The organism is Methylophaga sp. F-2 (assembly GCF_056859315.1).
This window is the reverse complement of sequence record NZ_JBSXOF010000019.1, coordinates 349,920-368,655: the sequence shown is the minus strand read 5'-3', so window position 1 is coordinate 368,655 and position 18,736 is coordinate 349,920. Positions and strand designations below refer to the sequence as shown.

Here is an 18,736-nt window from a genome sequence, read left to right as displayed (position 1 = left end):
GTGATAACCATTTGTTAACTTTGACCGGCGTAATCTAAAAATCCCAACCAATACAAGAGGGATTAATGATGAAAACAGCACTTTTTTCGGTATTAGCCGCGATGGCAATGAGCACAGTGACATTCGCTGAACCAGCATCAACTGACGATATGGCTAAACATGATAAAAAAGGATATTTCGCTCATATCGACACCAATGGTGATGGCGTTATTACAAAAGAGGAAGCCACAGCGGCAGCATTGAAACGCTTTGAAAAAATGGATGCGAATGGTGATGGTCAGGTGACCAAGGAAGAAGCCAAAGCCGCCCATAAAAAACATAAGGGCGATAAACGCCCATCCTGCAAAGATAAGAAAGAAAGTTAATTTCTTTTATCACACCATATTTAGAAGGGAGTCATTGACTCCCTTTTTTATTGCTTATTTTATTTTTCTCACAAAATCATACTTTTGGCTGATAGTCGCTATAACCCCATTTCATTATGATCGGTGTGTTATTTAATCTGCCAAACTTGGTTTCAACTTTTAAATCTGAGATCTGTATGCCGCTGATGAGTGGGTTTGATTTTGACGTGATTTTCGGTGATACCTTTGCCAACCTGGTGATTACTGAAAGTGTCAGTGCCGTACCCGTACCAGCAGCCATTTTCTTGTTTGCACCAGCACTGCTGGGATTCATTGGTATACGTCGTCGTATGAGCCAACGTTAAAATCAATGTGAAACACGAGGAAAAAGCCGTCGTTAATGACGGCTTTTTTTCATTTAAACTAGGCTGATTTTTCAATTTTATGAATAATGACCCATAACAATAATAAAAGGTAGGCTCAGACGTGAAACTATTACTGGTCGATGACCATCAGTTATTTTTAGATGGCTTAACAGCCTTACTCAGTAAGTCAGATAACATCGATATCATTGATACTGTCAATAACGGTAAAGCGGCTTTTGATAAATTAAGTTCGGGACAATATGACGTGGCCTTGATTGATCTACGTTTGCCGATCATGGATGGCTTTCAGTTATTACAGTCTTTATCGGATTCATCATCTTTGGTGCCGATTATTATTGTCTCAGCATCGTCTGATCCGATAGATATTGATACTGCCTTTAACCTCGGTGCCATGAGTTTTATTCCTAAGTCGTCATCAGGAGAGACCATTCTTCAGACCATCGAGCAAGTGATGTTGGGTCAGAAAGTGTTTCCAGACAGCGATATGGACAAGCTAAAACCAAAAGCAGAACAGTGGGCGAGTCAGCACAATCTTACCCAGCGTCAGCTTGAAGTATTAAGGCTGATGAGGCAGGGATTCTCAAATCAAGCCATTGCTGAACAGCTCTCGATAAGTATGCCAACCGTGAAATCACACGTTAGTGCTATCTTTCAAGCACTGGGCACACAAAGCCGTAGCGAAGCCGGTAAAAAAGCCCACCAACTCGGTTTGGATTAATGTTTCGATTTACTAACCAACAATCATCTACTGATCTAGGGCGATATCAACAAAAGATAGATATTGAAAAAATTCTGATTGCTCATCGTAATTGTCCAGCCACCCTTATCGGTAATGCGCTTGGTGCGATACCCATGACATTGGTAATGCAGAATACAGCCTATTCGCTCAGCGCTATTGGCTGGTTTAGTGTGCTGTATTTATTAATTATAGTGAGGTGGTGGCATTATCAAAGTTTAGATACAACTCACGCAGATACGGAAACGATATTTCATTACGGTAAGATCCAAGTTCTATTGGCATGTCTATCTGGTTGCATTTGGGGGAGTGCAGGCATTTTATTCTTTGATGCAGCACAAATTTCTAATATCGCCTTTGTTATTTTGACATTAGTGTGCATGCTGGCAGGCAGCTTGGCTTCGCTCTCGGCAAGACCGGTTGCTTATGCTGCATTTTCTCTGCCTACCATGTTACCTCTCAGTTTGATTATGCTGTTTCAGGATGAGCGTTTTTATAACTGGATGGGATTTGGTGCTATTGTTTATTTGGCCGCCACATTTGCTTTTTGTCTGAACCTTTACAAAGTCATTATCCAGTCATTGAAATTACAATATGAGAATCTGGATCTTATTAAAGATTTACAAGAACAAAAAGAAGTCGCTGATAAAGCCAATCGTGATAAATCCCGTTTTTTAGCTTCCGCCAGTCATGATCTTCGTCAGCCTTTACACGCGGTTAATTTATTTACAGAGCTTCTCAGCCAGAAACTGACATCACCATCTCAACAACAAGATATAGGGAATATTCAACAGGGCCTTCAATCGCTAAATGAGTTATTGGACGTATTATTGGACATGTCTCGTTTAGATGCCGATATCGTTCATGCCAATAGAGTCAGCTTCGATATCAGTAGCTTGTTAGAAAAAATAGAACCGCCGTTTCAGCATGATGCAAGCAGATACCAGCTCAGTCTTCATATCGATAAAACGCCTTACACGGTATTTAGTGACCCACTGCTGCTGGAACGGGTCATCACCAATCTTCTGGTGAATGCCATACGTTATACAAAGCAGGGAGGAGTGGAAGTATTCATTTCTGAAAAAGATAAAACGCATATCCAGTTACATATAGCTGACACGGGCATTGGCATTCCTAAATCATCGCTTAATGATATTTTTGATGAGTTTGTTCAATTGCATAATCCAGAAAGAAATCGGCAAAAGGGCTTAGGTCTGGGCCTGGCGATAGTACGGAGAATTATGAACCTGCTTGAACACCCAATCCAGATACATTCGCAGGTTAACAAAGGTACGGAAGTTATTTTATGTCTGCCTTTGAGTAATGAACAAAATAACGCTGAAGGTTCAACAACACCTAAATTATCATCACGTCAAAACAAACTAGAAAATCTTAACGTCATGATTGTTGATAATGAGCTCAGTATCGTTGAGGCGATGACCGCGTTACTCAATAGCTGGGGATGTGATTGTCGTGCTTTTACATCGACAGCAATGGCGATTGAAGCCATTAAAGACGGTGAAAAACCCGATTTTATGCTGGTCGACTACAGAATGCCTGGTGATTACAACGGTTGCGCCTTTGTTTCTTATATTGAATCTATTATAGGAAAAACATCTGCCATTATTATCACCGGCGATACCAGTGAGACTGTGATTAATGAGATTAAACACCATGGTTTTTTACGGCTACAGAAACCTATCAAACCAGTTCAATTACGTTTATTAATGGAAAAGGTTCTCCAGCGTTAAAGCCATTTTTTGAGTATATCTAACAGGGTATTGGGCATGATCGGTTTTGTTATATAGTCAGACATGCCTGCTGAGAGACATTTTTCTTTTACCCCTTCCATCACATCAGCTGTGAGAGCAATGACTGGGGTGGAGAGATTAATATCTCCTGCCTTACCTTCACGGAGTTGCTGTGTGGCGGTAAAACCATCCATGACTGGCATCATACAATCCATAAACACAATATCGTAGTGCTTTTCACGTAGTTTATTTAAAGCGACTTCACCATTTTCAGCAATATCAGCGGTGATGGCATATTTTGCTAAGATGCCACTCGCTACCATCTGGTTAATTTCATCATCTTCGACCAGAAGAACGACACTTGATGGAAAGGATGGCAGTGATGAAGTGTCAGACTGATTAGTCGTATTGAGTTCGTGTTGCTCGATAAATTGTTCTGATAACAACCGACTCGCATTAAATAACTCTGATGCACTGATAGGTTTGATAACCGTTTTATCTGACAGATCACTTATCAGCGAACGACTCAAGTCATCCGCCAAAGATGCTAACAAAATAATTTTAATATTTTTTGATTTCAGTTGTTTCAGTTTGTTTTCGTTAATGTGATTTAACATGGCGCTATCAACTAATAGCACTACGTCGGTGTCTTGTTCTCGAACCGTTGTTTCAATCAGTAATAATGATGAGGTGCTGTGTAAATGACTTCCCCATCTAGAAAATAAGCTTTCCAGATAACGGCTTAATTTTTCATTGCTGGTATAAACGAAAAACTGTGTGAATTTAGATATCAATACACGTGGCGGTAATACCAGATCTTTTTTTACATTAATGGTGAAATAGAAGTGACTGCCTTCACCTACAGTAGATTCAACGGCCAGCTTTCCACCCAGCATACTGACCAGTTCCGCACTAATAGCTAAGCCCAGACCTGTGCCACCCGCTTTTCTGGTTGAAGCTGAATCAATCTGGCTGAATCGCTCAAACAGACTTGTCAGCTCATTTTCAGATATGCCAATACCTGTATCTTTTACAGAAAAATCAATGCTAAAACTGTTGTCATCTATTGCTGTGATATCGACATTGAGTTCCACTGAACCTTGTTCGGTAAATTTGATGGCATTTGATAACAGGTTAAGCAAGATCTGTCTCAGCCGAATAGGGTCAGAAATAATCAGGACATTTTCAATCGCATTGGCAGGGCAAAGTACCTGGAGGCCTTTATTATGTGCGTTGGGTTCGACTACTCTGCCAATATCTGAAATCAGTTTTTCAAGATTAAATGACGTTTCTTCAATGGAAAGTTTGCCAGACTCAATTTTTGAATAATCCAGAATATCATTAATGATTCGCATCAGTGATTCGGCACTGGTTTTGATATTGTGGGCAAACTGCTGTTGCTTTTCAGTGAGATTCGTATCGCCTAGCAGATTAATCATGCCCAGAATACCGTTCATTGGCGTTCTTATTTCATGACTCATATTCGCCAGAAATGCACTTTTTGCATCGGCAGCTGCATTTGCCTGTTTTGCAGATAATTCAAGTTCAACCTCTCTTAAACTTAACTTTTCTGCTAACTCTTTCGTTTCTTTTAAAAGGCGTTTTGTCTCATCTGCACTTTGTTTAAATAACGTTGCTGAACGGGCTAGCTTACCTATTTCATCTTGTCGATCAATACCTGGAATAGCCAATGTTTCTCGGCCAGAACTGATATCTTCAAATGTATTGCTGATATTAGAGATAGGAACCGTGATTGCACGACTGACTCTACTGGAAATCATAATGGCAATAACCATTAGAAAAAAAGAACCGATGAATGCAATAAACTTATAAAGTTTCAGATTAGTATTTGTGCTGCTAAAAAGCGTCGTTTGCCTATCAAGTGAGTAATCTTTTAATTGCACTGACAGGCTTTTTAATTCTGAGGCTTCCCCGGCGATGACAACATTAACCAGAAAAACAAAATTACGGTCTGCCTGAATGGTGCGAAAGAAGGTGTTTTTGATGGTATCAAGTTGTTTATTAAGATTAATGATTAATCGTTTTTCTTTTTCAGGGACTGTTTGCCTCTCTGAAAAGGCTCCGATATCTGCCTTTGTTTGATTAAATCTGTCGATGAAATTCAAACGTGTTTTATTGGTTCGGCTTTGAAAATACTGAATGGTTTGATTTTGAGCAAAAGCGATCGAAGAGCGAATGTCATACAATAAAATCACTTCTTGAGACTTTTTATGTTGTTTTGTCATGGTATCCAGCATGTCGTATACATTGCTGAAATGTTGCTCTAACTGAGTGTGTAGCTGTTTTAACACCATGCGTTCATCATTCAATTTAGCCGTTTTCTCATAGAGATTTTCGAGTGATGCTATAAATTTTGGATAAATCAATGCTGAGTCTTGACTAGATTCTGATGAAGCAGAAAGACTCTGGATACTTGTCTTTAAGCTTTTTAATAGCCGTTGAATATCTGTAATGGATGACTGATTATCAGTGATACGAAACACTAATATTTTTCGATTCAGCTCAATAATATCTGCTTCGACTTCCGACATCAGTCGCGTATAAGAAATAGACTTTGTGTAGTCATTGAATAATTTTTCAACGTTTGTCAGTGAAAATAAATTGACGATGACAATAAACAAACAAATCAACGCGAGGCTAGCAAACCCAATAAAGACACGCTTGCGTATCGGTAGCTGGCTCATGAGTGTAGATTGATGCCATTTACTCATGCCAGTAAAAACTCATACCATTTTTGTAGCGAATAATCGTAATTTGGCATTACGGTGTTCCAGATAGCGATATTGCTTAACCTTTTAGTATATGAACCTCCTGTACGAATATCACCAGCATGTACCGAAACCCTGCCATCTGTTCCTTTTAGAGGGGAACGGGTCTCTTTACCTTCATACCAGTAAGCCCATTCATTATCATCTAATAATGGCCTTGAGCGTTCAGGATTTGAAATGTAATACCCTTGTCGGGCAACATAGGCACCAGCCCAACCACTTAGCCACCAGTTCATATAATCATAAGCTGCATCTTTAACATGGCCTTGACACTCACTGGATAAACACATCACGCCATGCCAAGCACGGTAGCCTTCTCTTGGAGCCGCATAGATGACCGGAATACCTTCACCATTAAGCGCGGAAACCGCCGGAGAAAACATACTTTCCAAATGCACTCGTCGATGACGCATATAGTCAATTGACTGAGGCACTGAATTCCAGAAACCAGCAAAATGATGCTGTTTTTTATAATCCAGTAAAATAGAAAACAATCCATCAATCTCCGCCTGGCTCATATCACTCATATCATTAAAATGAATTAAACCCTTGCTATCTGCCGCCAGTGCTAAATCAAATATACCAATCGTAGGAGAGTTAACAATGGCGACTTTACCGCGATATTGTTCGTCTAATAACCAGGCCCAACTCTCAGTTTCATAAGGAATGCCTTTTTTTACTTCACTGGTGTTATAGCCAAATGAATCGACGTTATGTACATAGGGCACAAAACTAATCTTACCCGTGAACGTTTGTCCCAGACTGCCATCATCTTGTACGTTTAAAATTTTATGGGGCGCATCACCCAGACCAATCTTTGCTTCAGGAGTGATTTTTCCTGTTTTTGATAAGGCGTTTATTTCATCCCAATAGGTTAGTCTTTCAGTATCAATAGGCTGAATCGCTGAAGCCTGCCAAAGTTGACGAATGCTATCTGTCCATTGTTCATAAATGTCGAATGAACCGGGTTGTGTAGAGGCTTTTTGAATAAGCTCTGCTTCGCCACCAGGCTCAAAAACAATATTAATACCGAGATCGGCCATCGCCTTCTGGCGGATTTGTTCTTGTAAAGTGACATGCGTACCCATCACGCGTAAGGTTGGTTTTGTTCTGGCAAATACAAAGGGGGCTTTGCTTGATAACACCGACATACCTGCTAATAAGCCAGACTTTTTTATAAAAGAACGTCTATCAGCCGAGATGGTTTCCTCTGTTGGATTGATGGACATTTCTGGATTAGTCATTACATTTCCCTTGAGCCTTAATAGACGTATATTTTTATTGTATCGACACGTGTGACGGTCTAATGAGAAATTAATATTGGTACAACATTATCCTATACCAATTCATAAAAAAATGAACATCAAGCCTTGATAGTTAAGCTACAGAAGTAGAGACTTGATAAGAATTGTAACTGCCATGGAAACAAAGGTACATGCACGTATTAATTGTGGACGATAATGATATTGACTGTTTGATTACTATTAGCTTTGTGGAAAAGGCAGGGATGAATGCCATCACAACGAATAACGCCACCAAAGCGCTTGAAATTACCTCCAACAGAGATACGACACCAGAAATTATTGTTGTTGACTGGATGATGCCAGAAGTTAACGGTCTAGAATTGTGTCAGAAAATCAGAGCACTGAATTTAACGATTACCCCATATATCATCATGGTGACCTCCAATTCTCTGGGGCAAATTGAACAAACAGCATTGGAGGTGGGGGCGGACGATTTTATTGAAAAGCCCATTCACGGTGCTGTATTTATCGCCCGGCTTAAAGTGGGTGCACGTATTGTTGCTATGCAAAAGAAGCTTTTGTCACTGGCCGATACCGATGAACTTACTGGCTTATTAAACAGACGAGCTGCTATCAAAGCATGTGAAATTCACCTTGCCAGATTAGCGAGATCAGATAAACCGGTTAGTCATTGTCTGATTATTGCTGATATTGATTTCTTTAAAAATATTAATGATACCTATGGTCACCAAATTGGTGATCGCGTATTAATCGATGTCTCTAACCGTATGCGTAATAGTATTCGGCCTTTTGAGACAGCTGCCAGGTTTGGTGGTGAAGAGTTCTTAGTCTATTGTGAAGCTACTGAAACTGAAGCGACCATTATCCTGACCAGAATGCGACAGGCTATTTCTTCTTCCCAATACAGTTATAACGGTATATTCATCAATGTGACGATGAGTTTTGGTTGCGTGGTTATCAATAAGCGAGACGCAAAACACAATATCAATGAATTTATAAAAAAGGCGGATGATCTGTTGTATGAAGTCAAAAACCAAGGGAGAAACAACTTTAAAGTGGCCCCTTATTTTGATGTTGACAATAACAAATAAACATACAGCTGATCTGTGTGACTTTTAAGGACGAGTAAACAGCATGAGTCTAGAAAGAAAAATTCTGATTGTTGATGATGATCCCATTATTATTCTGGAATTATCAACCGTTCTAAAAAGCCTGGGTGATATCTATGTTGCTAACTCAGGCGCAAGCGCAATAGCCACAGCCAAAGATATTATTCCAGATATCATCTTATTAGATATTGGACTACCTGATATTGATGGTTTCGATGTTTTAAATGAACTCAGTCACAACGATCAGCTGAGGCATATTAACGTTATCATAGTCACCTCTCATGGCGAGATTGATAATCACTTTAAATCCTTATCCAGTGGTGCGATAGATTTCATTAGTAAACCAGTGAATGAACATCTACTTGAAAAGAAGATTGGTTCAATACTCAACAATCGCAGCAACATCACTAACATCGTTCAATCGAAAACACAGTCTCAACTGGAACAACTAAAAAATCAGTTTGTGCATCTGTTAAGTATGCTGACCGAAGCAGTTATCATCACAGATGTTGAAGGCAATATTGAACTGGCCAACAACTACAGTCAGTCTTTGTTTGATTACAACAATTTAACGAATAAAAATATCCGAGAGATTATTCCAGTCGAGCAGCTTGCACATCACAAAGAGGCATCAGCTGCAACGGACCAGAATGATTTCACCCCGATATTCAAACAAATGGAGTTGCGAAAACGAAACGGTCAAATTATCGAAGTCGAAGTGGGGGTGTCTTTACATAAAAATGAACAGGATTATCACTTCCTATATGTTATCCGTGATCAGTTCGAAAAAAAATTAACACAGGCTCGTTTACTAAAAGCAGCGCTATATGATTCTCTAACAGGCTTATATTCAAGAGAAGCACTAGAACTTGATCTAGAAAAAATCTATGGTAAAAAAAGCAACAAAGCGCGTTATCTCGGCTGTTTGCTTGATATTGATAGATTTAACGAACTCAACGCCGTTTATGGTCACGGCCATTGTAATCAGTTATTGATAGATGTGGCGTCCAAGCGATGCAAGATCTACCCGTAAGAATATATCGTGTGGGTGGTGATTTATTTATCATCAAATCAATCCAACCTATCGAAAAAATCAACTACGCTAATGTAAAAGAGTCTGTTCATGATGCATTTTCTATTTTATTAGATTCGCTCAGTCAGCAACTCAAGCATAAATTGTCTATCAGTGCGGTGATGTCTCTCTTTGAAAGTGACATCGTAAAAAATGGTGCCATGCTACCCATGCTGGAAGATGCCCTGAAAAATTATAAACAAGCTGGCAAATCCGGTGAGCTTATTTTCGTAGAAAATACCAACTATGGAAGAACAGTAAAAGTCGCTGCACTGGCACAGTCCATGTTGAGTGGACTGGATTACTCTAAGCTCAGCGTAGTCTATCAACCCAAAATCAATGCATCGGATGAGGTAGATTCAGCAGAAGCATTATTACGCTGGGATAATGTGAATTCAGAGCCCCTCAATCTGTTGGATTTTATTGGCGTGGCGGAAAGTACAGGTGTGATAGTAGATATCGGATATTTTGTACTGAAACAGACCTGTGAAATGCTCAAATCAATTCGACAGTGCGTTCCTGATTTTCATAAAAAAATATCGGTTAATCTCAGTATTCGACAGCTCGCTGATACCAAATTGGTTGAAACCTTCGAGGCCATATGTAAGCAGTATAATGTTCCCACACAACAGATTATATTTGAGGTGACAGAGTCAGTGATGGCTGAGAATATTAATCTGCTAACGTCTGTGATCTATGCATTAAAAACAGCCGGGTTTGGGATTGCGATTGATGACTTTGGCACAGGTCAATCTAACTTAAGTTATCTGAGTCAATTACCCATAAATGAGTTAAAAATTGATAAATCATTTATTGATAAAATCAATTCTGAAGAAGGGGAATACCCGATTGTTGATACGGTGATATCAATGGCTAAAGCCATGAAACTTAAGGTTGTCGCAGAAGGTGTGGAAACAATCACACAAGCAAATTATCTTCGTTCAAAGTCATGTGACTTAATTCAGGGCTATTACTTTTACAAACCTATGCCACATGATGAGTGGTTGAAATTAGTGACAGATGACAGCTGAACCCTCTGATTCTCTGTTATGTCCGTTATGTGGTGGTCCTAATGCCTGTGGAAATATATCAGCGCCTGTCAATCCGACTGATTGTTGGTGCCATCAGCCGGACAGGGTATTTAGCCAGAGCTTGTTAGATAGTGTGCCCGCCAATCACAAAGGTAAAGCCTGCATCTGTCAGCAATGCGTAGCAAAGCAAGCAGGAGAAGCCCAGAATCAGTAGCAATACATTCGCTTACATAAATAAAATAAAAGGAAGAGGGCGCAGTTTTCGGACGCCCTTTTTATACTACGGCTGCTGAGGTTTTACCTGCCAGCCACCACCTAACGCTTTGTAAATGGCTACTAAATTAAGACCTGAGGTAATTTCGCTGTTTGCCAGCGTATCTTCAGCTTCGAGCAGTGTTCGCTCAGCATCCAACACATCAAGAAAATTATCATAGCCACTATCAAAACGATTTCTGGCCATGGTGGCAGATTGCTTTGCCGAAGCAGCAGCTTGTTGTAGTTCAGCACGCCGTTGTTCTTCATTTGAGAAGTCACTCATGGCGGATTGAATTTCTTCAAGCGCGGATAACACTGTTTTTTCATATCTTGCCAAGGCCGCATCCGTTTGGGCATCAGCCTGGTCTACGTAAGCTTTGAGGCGATCGCGGTCAAAGACTTGCCAACTGATCGATGGACCAATTGAACCCGCAAGCGCCGATGTACCAAAGCTACTAAGATTTGTCGAAATAAAACCTAATGAGCCGAGAATACTTACTTTAGGAAATAAGTCCGCCACCCTTAGATTATAATCAGCAACGCTGGCTGCCAATGAACGTTCGGCTGAGCGGATATCTGGGCGTCTGTTAAGTAGTTGTTGAGCATCACCCACTGCCACGCTGAGCGGCAAAGATGGCAATGTTTTGGTTTGAGACAAGTTGCTACGCAAAGCATCTGGCACTTGTCCTGTGAGAACGGACAGACTGTTGATGGTTGAGTCTATCTGCGCTCTCAGCGGTGGAATAGTTGAACGCGTCAGGCTTAACTGTGTTCTGGCCCGACTCACGTCCAGGGCGCTGGCGCCACCAGCATTGAGTATTTTTTCTGTTAATTCAAAGGTTTCATTTTGGTTTTCAGCATTGCGCTGAGCAATATCCAGCCGATATTGAGCGCCACGCAATACAAAATACTGTCTGGCGACTTCAGCAGCCACACTGACATACATCTGTTGTAAATCAGCGGCGATAGCTTGTTCCTGAGCAAGCTGAGACTGAATGCCGTAACTGACACGACCGAAAATATCTAATTCCCAATTGGCATCAAATCCCGCTTCATAGAGATCAGCCGCACGAGTTGTTGAATTTTGTGCTTCTTCAGAATACAGGTTACGGCTATAGCCACCATTTGCTTCAACAGTTGGGTATCTATCTGAGCCAACCGCTCTGGATAAAGCCCGAGCTGCTTGCAAGTTTGCCAGTGCGATACGTACATCAAGGTTATGTGATAAAGCTTCTTCAACCAATTGACTGAGTTGGGGATCCTGAAAGGAAGTCCACCAGTCAGCAATCGGTTGCTGTGCCGTAGCAAATTGGTAGCTGTCATCGCTCAGTTGGGTGGTTTCAACTGAACTATCCGTCGTGGGGGACTGATAATCACGAAATTGAGCACAGCCGCTAATGGACAGGCTAATTAATGTACAGAGCATCAGTTTATTCATGATGTTTCTCCTGTCGTTTTCTCAGGTTTGAAGTGCAATGCGACACGTCGACAAATCACATAAAAGACCGGAGTGAATATCAGGCCGAAGAAGGTTACACCCAACATGCCCGAAAACACAGCTATACCTAATGCTTGTCGCATCTCAGCACCTGCTCCTTGAGCAATGGCCATGGGCACAACCCCAAGAATGAAAGCAAATGAGGTCATCAGGATTGGACGCAGACGCAATCTGGCTGCTTCAACAGCCGCATCCCAGACAGACCGCCCTTGACGTTCCAATTCTCTGGCAAACTCGACAATTAAAATAGCATTCTTTGAGGCTAAACCGACCAGAACGACCAAACCTATTTGCGTGAGAATATTGTTATCCATATTGGCCATGTAAACCCCGGTTATGGCCGATAACAGACACATTGGCACAATGAGAATAATGGAGAAGGGCAGAGCCCAACTTTCGTACTGTGCTGCCAGTAATAAGAAGACAAATACCACGGCTAACAAGAAAGCCAACACAGCGGTATCACCGGTGGATTTTTCCTGATAGGCAATTTCAGTCCACTCATAACCGATACCATCGGGTAAGATTTTAGCTGCCAAATCTTCCATTGCATCTAAGGTTTGACCACTACTGTATCCAACGGGACCACTCCCCATCAGGCTGGCAGCAGGATATAAATTGTATCGAGGTGCACGTGCTGGTCCAGAGGTATCACGTACTGTTGCAAAGGATCCCAGTGGTACCATGTCACCATTCGTACTTCTAACTCGCAGCCTCAAAGCATCTTCCACTGTTAATCTATCTTCTGCATCAGCTTGTGCGGTGACTCTAAATGTTCTTCCTAAATAATTGAAATCATTAACATAAACTGAGCCAATAAAGACCTCTAAAGCTTCAAATACATTAGCAACAGGTACATTCAGCCGCTCTGCTTTATTTCGGTCGATATCCAGATAAATCTGTGGATTGTTGGTATTAAAAAATGAAAATACCGATGTTGTGGCAGGACTATCAGGACTATTCGCTGCCGCTGCCATATCGGTAGCCGCTTGCTCAAGTACTTTAAGTCCTCTACCACCACGGTCCTGCAACATCATTTTGAAACCACCGGCACTGCCAATGCCCGGTACAGGTGGCCGCTCAAATACAGCAATCTGTGCATTTTTAAAACTTGCAGCGATAGCACGCATGTCGCTCAATATCGTCTTATACTCAATGCCATTGGCAATACGATCTTCGAATGGATCGAGCGGCGTGAATATAACCGCAGCGTTCGATTGCAAAGTTCGTGTCGCACCAGAAAAACCTGTAAATCCAACAGTATTGGCTAAGCCCGGCACCGTCAGCATTTTTTTAGTGACTTGCTGAACGACTTCATCGGTCTCATTCATGGAAGCGCCTTCAGGCAAGGTAATGGCCACAATTAAAGAGCCCTGGTCTTGTGAAGGGATAAAGCCTGTTGGCACTTTGTTAAATTGGAAGGCAGTTAATGTCATCAGGCCCGCATAAATAACTAACATAATCAGGCCCATACGGATTGTTTTACCTACTAACCATCCATAACGACTTGATAATCCTTCCATGCCACGATTAAAGCCATGGAAAAAAGCTTTGACTGGCGAACGGTACCATTTCACTGGTTTTTCATGCGCATCATTATCATGCGTTTTCATCAGAATAGCGGCTAGTGCAGGTGATAATGTGAGTGACACAGCCACAGAAATCATGGTTGCTACAGCAATCGTAATACCAAATGCTTGATAGAACTTACCGGAAATACCTTCTAGGAACAGCGTCGGTAAAAACACGGCTACAAGTACAAGCCCCATAGCAATCAATGCTGAGCCGACTTCATCCATTGTCTTTCGAGCGGCTTCTCTTGGTGATAAACCATTACGTAGATTACGCTCCATGTTTTCCACAATAACAATCGCATCATCGACCACAATACCGATAGCCAGGACTAAGCCAAACAACGTCAGATTGTTGAGTGAAAATCCTATGGCTGACATCACAGCAAACGTACCGATTAGAGAAACCGGGATAGCCACAATCGGAATAATGGCGGCACGCCAGGTTTGCAAGAACACAAGGATGACGATGACCACCAGAAATACGGCTTCATACACGGTCATTTTTACGGCATCAACCGACTGCTCAATGAACTCAGTGGGGTTATAGGCAAACTCATAGGTCATACCGGGTGGAAAATCCGCAGCGATATCTTTCATTTCGGCTTTGATTTGATTAGCCGTTTCGATAGCGTTGGTGCCTGGGCGTTGGAAGATAGGTAGTGCTACCGCCTGTTTTTCACCCAAATAGCCTTTCGTTACATACTCCTGTGCACCCAATTCAATTCTTGCTACGTCACGTAAGCGAACAATACGACCATCATCACTTGCTTTAACAATGACTTCACCGAATTCTTCTGGTGTTTCTAAACGGCCCTGAGTCTGAATAATATATTCATAATATTTCTGATCGGGTTGGGGAGCACGGTTCAAAGTCCCACTAGCCACTTGAACATTTTGGCTACGAATAGCAGAGATAACATCACCCGCCGCAATATCATATGACTGTAATAAATCGGGTTTAAGCCAAATACGCATTGCATAGTCAGACGCACCAAAAACGCGAACTTCACCGACCCCATTAATACGACGTAAACGATCACGTATATTCAACACACCGTAATTGGCTAAATAGTTTTGATCATAAGTACCATCAGGGGATGACAGGTTAACCACGATCATCAGATCCGGGGTGTTCTTTGATGTGGTGACCCCCAGACTACGGACACTCTCAGGTAGCTTAGGCTCTGCAATAGCAACACGGTTTTGTACTAATACCTGTGCAGTATCTAAATCAGTTCCAAGTTCAAAAGTGATGGTTAGCGTCATGCTGCCATCAGCTGCCGCTTGAGAATACATATACAGCATTCCCTCGACACCATTCACTTCCTGCTCAATAGGTGTTGCCACCGTTTGTGCTACCGTTTCAGCCGTTGCACCTGGATAGGTTGCCGACACCTGAATAGTGGGTGGGGCGACCTGTGGATATTGCTCAATCGGCAATGTTAAATAGGCCATATAGCCAATAATGACAACGATAATCGACAGAACTGATGCAAAAATAGGCCGATCGATAAAGAATTTTGGAAAGTTCACGGTAGATAAGTCCTAATTTGATTCAGTCTTAGTATTTGTCTCAGCTTGTTTACCAAGCACCTCTATCGGTTTCCACTCGAGCTGAGTCATGTTAGGTGTGACTTCCTGTCCACTTGCTCTGATGCGTTGAATGCCATTTACCACTACTTTTTCACCACCAGATAAGCCTTTGCTGACGACGATTAAGTCGTTTTCAAGTAGGTTACCGACACTGACATAACGACGTTCAATAGCATTGTTGTCATCGACGAGATAGATGAACTTTTTATCTTGATCAGTATTGATGGCATTCTCAGGGACTAAAATCGCATCATAATTTGCACGACCTAATAATCGAGCACGACCGAACAAACCCGGATAAATGATGCCTTCATCATTATTAACTGTCGCCGTTGCTTGAATCGTCCCGGTTGCGTTGTCCACCACGTTATCAACAAAGTGCATTTTGCCTTCGTGGTAAAACTTATCTTCATCCATTAATTTGATATAAATAGGATTAGGGCTGGAATCACTGCTGGGGCGTTGGCCTGCACGATCAAGACGAAGGTATTTCAATAAATCGCCTTGAGAGCCTTCAAAGCGGAAGTGAATAGGATTCGTACTGACGATGCGAGTCAAAATCGTCTGATTCTCTTCGACCATATTGCCAACATCAACATAGCTATCACTAATTTTACCGTCTATTGGTGAGGTCACTTCAGTAAAGCCTAACTGTAGCTTGGCATTGTTTAATGAGGCTTCGGTAATCTGAAGCTCTTGGAAACGTCTATCGACTTCTTCTTGTGAAATTGCATTGGACTCACGCAATAGATGGGCACGATCCAATTCCTTTTTGGCGAGTTCATACTGTGCCTGAATTTGTTTTAGCTCGTAACGAAATGGGCGAGGGTCAATCACGTACAACACGTCGCCTTTTTTGACTTGCTGACCATCTTTAAACTTTTTCTCAATAAGGTAGCCAGTGACACGGGCCCGTAAATTGACGTTGCTAATGGCTTCAAAGCGACCTGTAAACTCATCCCAATCCGTCAGTTTGTGTTGAAGCGGAATGGCAACATCGACTTCAGCAGGCTTGGCTTGCTGTTGTGGTGCCTGACTCTCTGGCTCAGAGCAGGCAACCAGCATCAGGGAAAAAGCAGAAAGCAGTGTTAAAGGAATGGCTCGCATGATAAACATCTCTATATAAATAAATTCAATCAGGTTGTTTGCTTAAGCAACAAAAGGCGAATATATACACCTTGATGTGTAATTTTCATCAAGTCTAAGTGGCTATTGTTAGCCCTACATTAGGCTGATCTTAATGTTCACTTAATGTTATTAACCATAATAAGTGTGTAATTCTTAGGAATCATCTATGTATATTTTACTGGTTGAAGACAATGACATTGTCGGTGATGGCATTAAACAAGGTCTGGAAACGCTCGGTCACAGCACTGACTGGGTGACAGACGCTAATACCGCCAATCAGGCCATTCAACATGTCGATTACGATGTGGTGATTCTTGATCTATCACTGCCAGATTACGATGGTATGACATTACTCACCAACTGGCGTCAGAATAAGATATTGATTCCTGTGCTTATCCTCACGGCACGTGACGCCATACCAGACAGAGTGACTGGATTATCAGCCGGGGCGGATGACTACCTCACTAAACCTTTTGACTTTGATGAGTTGGTGGCACGGCTGCAATCCATCACCCGTCGCATCGCTGGGCGGGCAGACAACGTTATCACCTTTGCCCATATCAGCTATAACCCGACCAAGGGCGAAGTTAAAGCTAACGGTCTGCCTGTGAAATTATCCAAAAGTGAATTGATTGTGCTGGAAGCCTTAATGCACCAACCAGGTAAAGTTGTTAATACAGACCAGCTTCAGGACAGACTCTATGGCTGGGCTGAAGGTGTGGCAAGTAATGCTGTCGCCGTGCATATACATAATCTTCGCAAGAAACTCGGTACCGATCTGATATGTACTGAACGTCGCTTAGGCTACTTTTTGGCCGTTGATAAATAATGAAAGGCAGCTTAAGAAATAAGTTATTAATCTCAGTACTACTGGTCACGGGTATTTTATGTCTGGCTATCGGTCCGTTTATGTATCACACCATCAAAAGTGATGTGAAAGAGATTTTGGATGACCGCCTGGCTGCTTCAGCAAAAATGCTATCTCATATTGTTCACCAATATGATGTGAAAAATGAAAAACCGTCATCGTCACTGACTAATGAACTCATACAACAGATTGAACAAAATAAAGATAATACTGAGGTTATTGTATGTAATGTCACACGCATCGATGGTGAATTAATTATTAGCACAGAAGACGGTAATCAGGACGTGCTGACTTCCGTGAAAGATGGTTATAGCTTTATTCGTGACAATGGCACCATCTGGCGTGTATTCAAACTGACCGAACATGGTATTTCAGTGACCACTGCTGAGAAGCTGGATAAACGCCGTCAGCTCTTCAATATTGTATTAATTGGAGTACTTATTCCCTGGATTCTGGCTGTTCTGACCTTAATTATCTCCCTGTATTTTATTATCCAGCGTGTCTTTAAACCGATGACACAGCTACAGGATCATTTTGATAAACACACGGGTAACAGTTTAACGCCAATAGAAATTGAGGATGTGCCGAGTGAAGTTAAAGGTGTGATTGCCGGCTTTAACGCCTTACTCGCCAGAGTCAAAGCGGTGCTGGAGAGCGAGCGCCGTTTTACCGCAGATGCAGCTCATGAGCTGAGAACACCACTGGCGGGTATTACTACACAGCTTCAAGTGGCCATGCTCAAACAAGGTGAAACTGTTGATAATAATCTCAAGCAAGCGAACCTGGCCGTCAAACAGCTAACGGAATTGCTGGATCAGTTATTAATGCTCGCAAGACTGGATGCTGAGCAAATGGCGTCCATTACTGTCAGCAGCACAGCGAGTGACATTACCGCAAAAGCGCTAATGCCATTGCAGGGTATGATTCAAGAAAATCAGATCCAGATTCACAAAATTATTCATAGTGAACAAGACTTGTTGCTACCACAGGAGTTGGTAGCGGTTGCAATTAGAAACGTAATCAAAAATGCCATTCAATTTTCTTCAGCGGAACAATCGGTGTCTATTCTGGTGACCGAACATCCAGACTTTGTCACCTGGCAGATAACCGATGAAGCAGGGGGCATCAATCCTGACTTATTACCCAATGTGACCAACCGCTTTGTTCATGACAAGAAAAAAGGTAATTTCGGCTTAGGATTAAGTATTACCAAGGCCGTCATTGATATCCTCAATGGTAAATTGACCATCATTAATACAAAAGCAGGATTACGTGTCGATATTTCATTGCCATATTCCAGCCATGAGTTCAACTCAGCTCAAACACTCAACTAGCTA

The 18,736-nt window shown here is 41.7% G+C and carries 15 protein-coding genes; 10 read left to right on the top strand and 5 right to left on the bottom strand.

The window, feature by feature from the left end; translation table 11 throughout:
- Window positions 1-68: 68 nt before the first annotated feature.
- The 4 genes from AC13DA_RS11135 (at window position 69) to AC13DA_RS11120 (ending at window position 3,217) form a co-directional block, all read left to right on the top strand.
- Entirely contained in the window at window positions 69-365 is a 297-nt protein-coding gene (locus AC13DA_RS11135; protein ID WP_273180390.1) for an EF-hand domain-containing protein, read from the top strand.
- 176 nt (window positions 366-541) lie between these two features.
- On the top strand, window positions 542-709 hold the full coding sequence (locus AC13DA_RS11130; RefSeq protein ID WP_284451135.1) for a hypothetical protein: 168 nt from the start codon (window positions 542-544) through the stop codon (window positions 707-709).
- Window positions 710-830: 121 nt separating this feature from the next.
- A complete protein-coding gene (locus AC13DA_RS11125; RefSeq protein WP_284451136.1) occupies window positions 831-1,448 on the top strand; it encodes a response regulator transcription factor in 618 nt (205 codons plus the stop codon).
- Window positions 1,448-3,217, top strand: coding sequence for an ATP-binding response regulator (locus AC13DA_RS11120; RefSeq protein WP_284451137.1), 1,770 nt, complete (start codon window positions 1,448-1,450; stop codon window positions 3,215-3,217). Before AC13DA_RS11125 ends, AC13DA_RS11120 begins: the two co-directional genes overlap by 1 nt.
- Here AC13DA_RS11120 and AC13DA_RS11115 read toward each other — a convergent pair.
- Window positions 3,214-5,949, bottom strand: a complete 2,736-nt coding sequence (locus tag AC13DA_RS11115; protein WP_284451138.1) for an ATP-binding protein — start codon at window positions 5,947-5,949, stop codon at window positions 3,214-3,216. The two genes, AC13DA_RS11120 and AC13DA_RS11115, sit on opposite strands and share 4 nt — an antisense overlap.
- Complete coding sequence (locus tag AC13DA_RS11110) at window positions 5,946-7,250, bottom strand: ABC transporter substrate-binding protein (RefSeq protein WP_284451139.1); 1,305 nt, start codon at window positions 7,248-7,250, stop codon at window positions 5,946-5,948. Before AC13DA_RS11110 ends, AC13DA_RS11115 begins: the two co-directional genes overlap by 4 nt.
- Before the next feature lie 191 nt (window positions 7,251-7,441).
- Between AC13DA_RS11110 and AC13DA_RS11105 the strand changes: the two genes are divergently transcribed.
- The 4 genes from AC13DA_RS11105 to AC13DA_RS11090 are packed head-to-tail and all read left to right on the top strand — an operon-like array spanning window position 7,442 to window position 10,697.
- Window positions 7,442-8,362, top strand: a complete 921-nt coding sequence (locus AC13DA_RS11105) for a GGDEF domain-containing response regulator (RefSeq protein WP_284451140.1) — start codon at window positions 7,442-7,444, stop codon at window positions 8,360-8,362.
- A 43-nt stretch (window positions 8,363-8,405) separates the two neighbouring features.
- Entirely contained in the window at window positions 8,406-9,413 is a 1,008-nt protein-coding gene (locus AC13DA_RS11100; RefSeq protein ID WP_284451141.1) for a response regulator, read from the top strand.
- Window positions 9,395-10,483: an EAL domain-containing protein gene (locus AC13DA_RS11095; RefSeq protein ID WP_284451142.1), complete on the top strand. Its 1,089-nt coding sequence runs from the start codon at window positions 9,395-9,397 to the stop codon at window positions 10,481-10,483. The genes AC13DA_RS11100 and AC13DA_RS11095 overlap by 19 nt, the downstream gene beginning before the upstream one ends.
- Window positions 10,473-10,697: a cysteine-rich CWC family protein gene (locus tag AC13DA_RS11090; protein ID WP_284451143.1), complete on the top strand. Its 225-nt coding sequence runs from the start codon at window positions 10,473-10,475 to the stop codon at window positions 10,695-10,697. Before AC13DA_RS11095 ends, AC13DA_RS11090 begins: the two co-directional genes overlap by 11 nt.
- Before the next feature lie 66 nt (window positions 10,698-10,763).
- On the opposite strand, the gene AC13DA_RS11085 is transcribed toward AC13DA_RS11090, so the two are convergent.
- Genes AC13DA_RS11085 through AC13DA_RS11075 form a run of 3 tightly spaced genes read right to left on the bottom strand, consistent with a single transcriptional unit; the run spans window position 10,764 to window position 16,510 of the window.
- The gene (locus AC13DA_RS11085) at window positions 10,764-12,176 is read right to left on the bottom strand and encodes an efflux transporter outer membrane subunit (protein WP_284451144.1); all 1,413 of its coding nucleotides are present in this window, start codon (window positions 12,174-12,176) and stop codon (window positions 10,764-10,766) included.
- The gene (locus AC13DA_RS11080) at window positions 12,173-15,343 is read right to left on the bottom strand and encodes an efflux RND transporter permease subunit (RefSeq protein ID WP_284451145.1); all 3,171 of its coding nucleotides are present in this window, start codon (window positions 15,341-15,343) and stop codon (window positions 12,173-12,175) included. The genes AC13DA_RS11085 and AC13DA_RS11080 overlap by 4 nt, the downstream gene beginning before the upstream one ends.
- 12 nt (window positions 15,344-15,355) lie before the next feature.
- On the bottom strand, window positions 15,356-16,510 hold the full coding sequence (locus AC13DA_RS11075) for an efflux RND transporter periplasmic adaptor subunit (protein ID WP_284451146.1): 1,155 nt from the start codon (window positions 16,508-16,510) through the stop codon (window positions 15,356-15,358).
- A 187-nt stretch (window positions 16,511-16,697) separates the two neighbouring features.
- On the opposite strand from AC13DA_RS11075, the gene AC13DA_RS11070 reads away from it, so the two are divergent.
- On the top strand, window positions 16,698-17,360 hold the full coding sequence (locus AC13DA_RS11070) for a response regulator (protein WP_007145076.1): 663 nt from the start codon (window positions 16,698-16,700) through the stop codon (window positions 17,358-17,360).
- Window positions 17,360-18,733 carry an ATP-binding protein gene (locus AC13DA_RS11065; RefSeq protein WP_284451147.1) on the top strand — a complete coding sequence of 458 codons (1,374 nt, stop codon included), beginning with the start codon at window positions 17,360-17,362 and terminating at the stop codon, window positions 18,731-18,733. The genes AC13DA_RS11070 and AC13DA_RS11065 overlap by 1 nt, the downstream gene beginning before the upstream one ends.
- The last annotated feature ends 3 nt before the right edge of the window (window positions 18,734-18,736 follow it).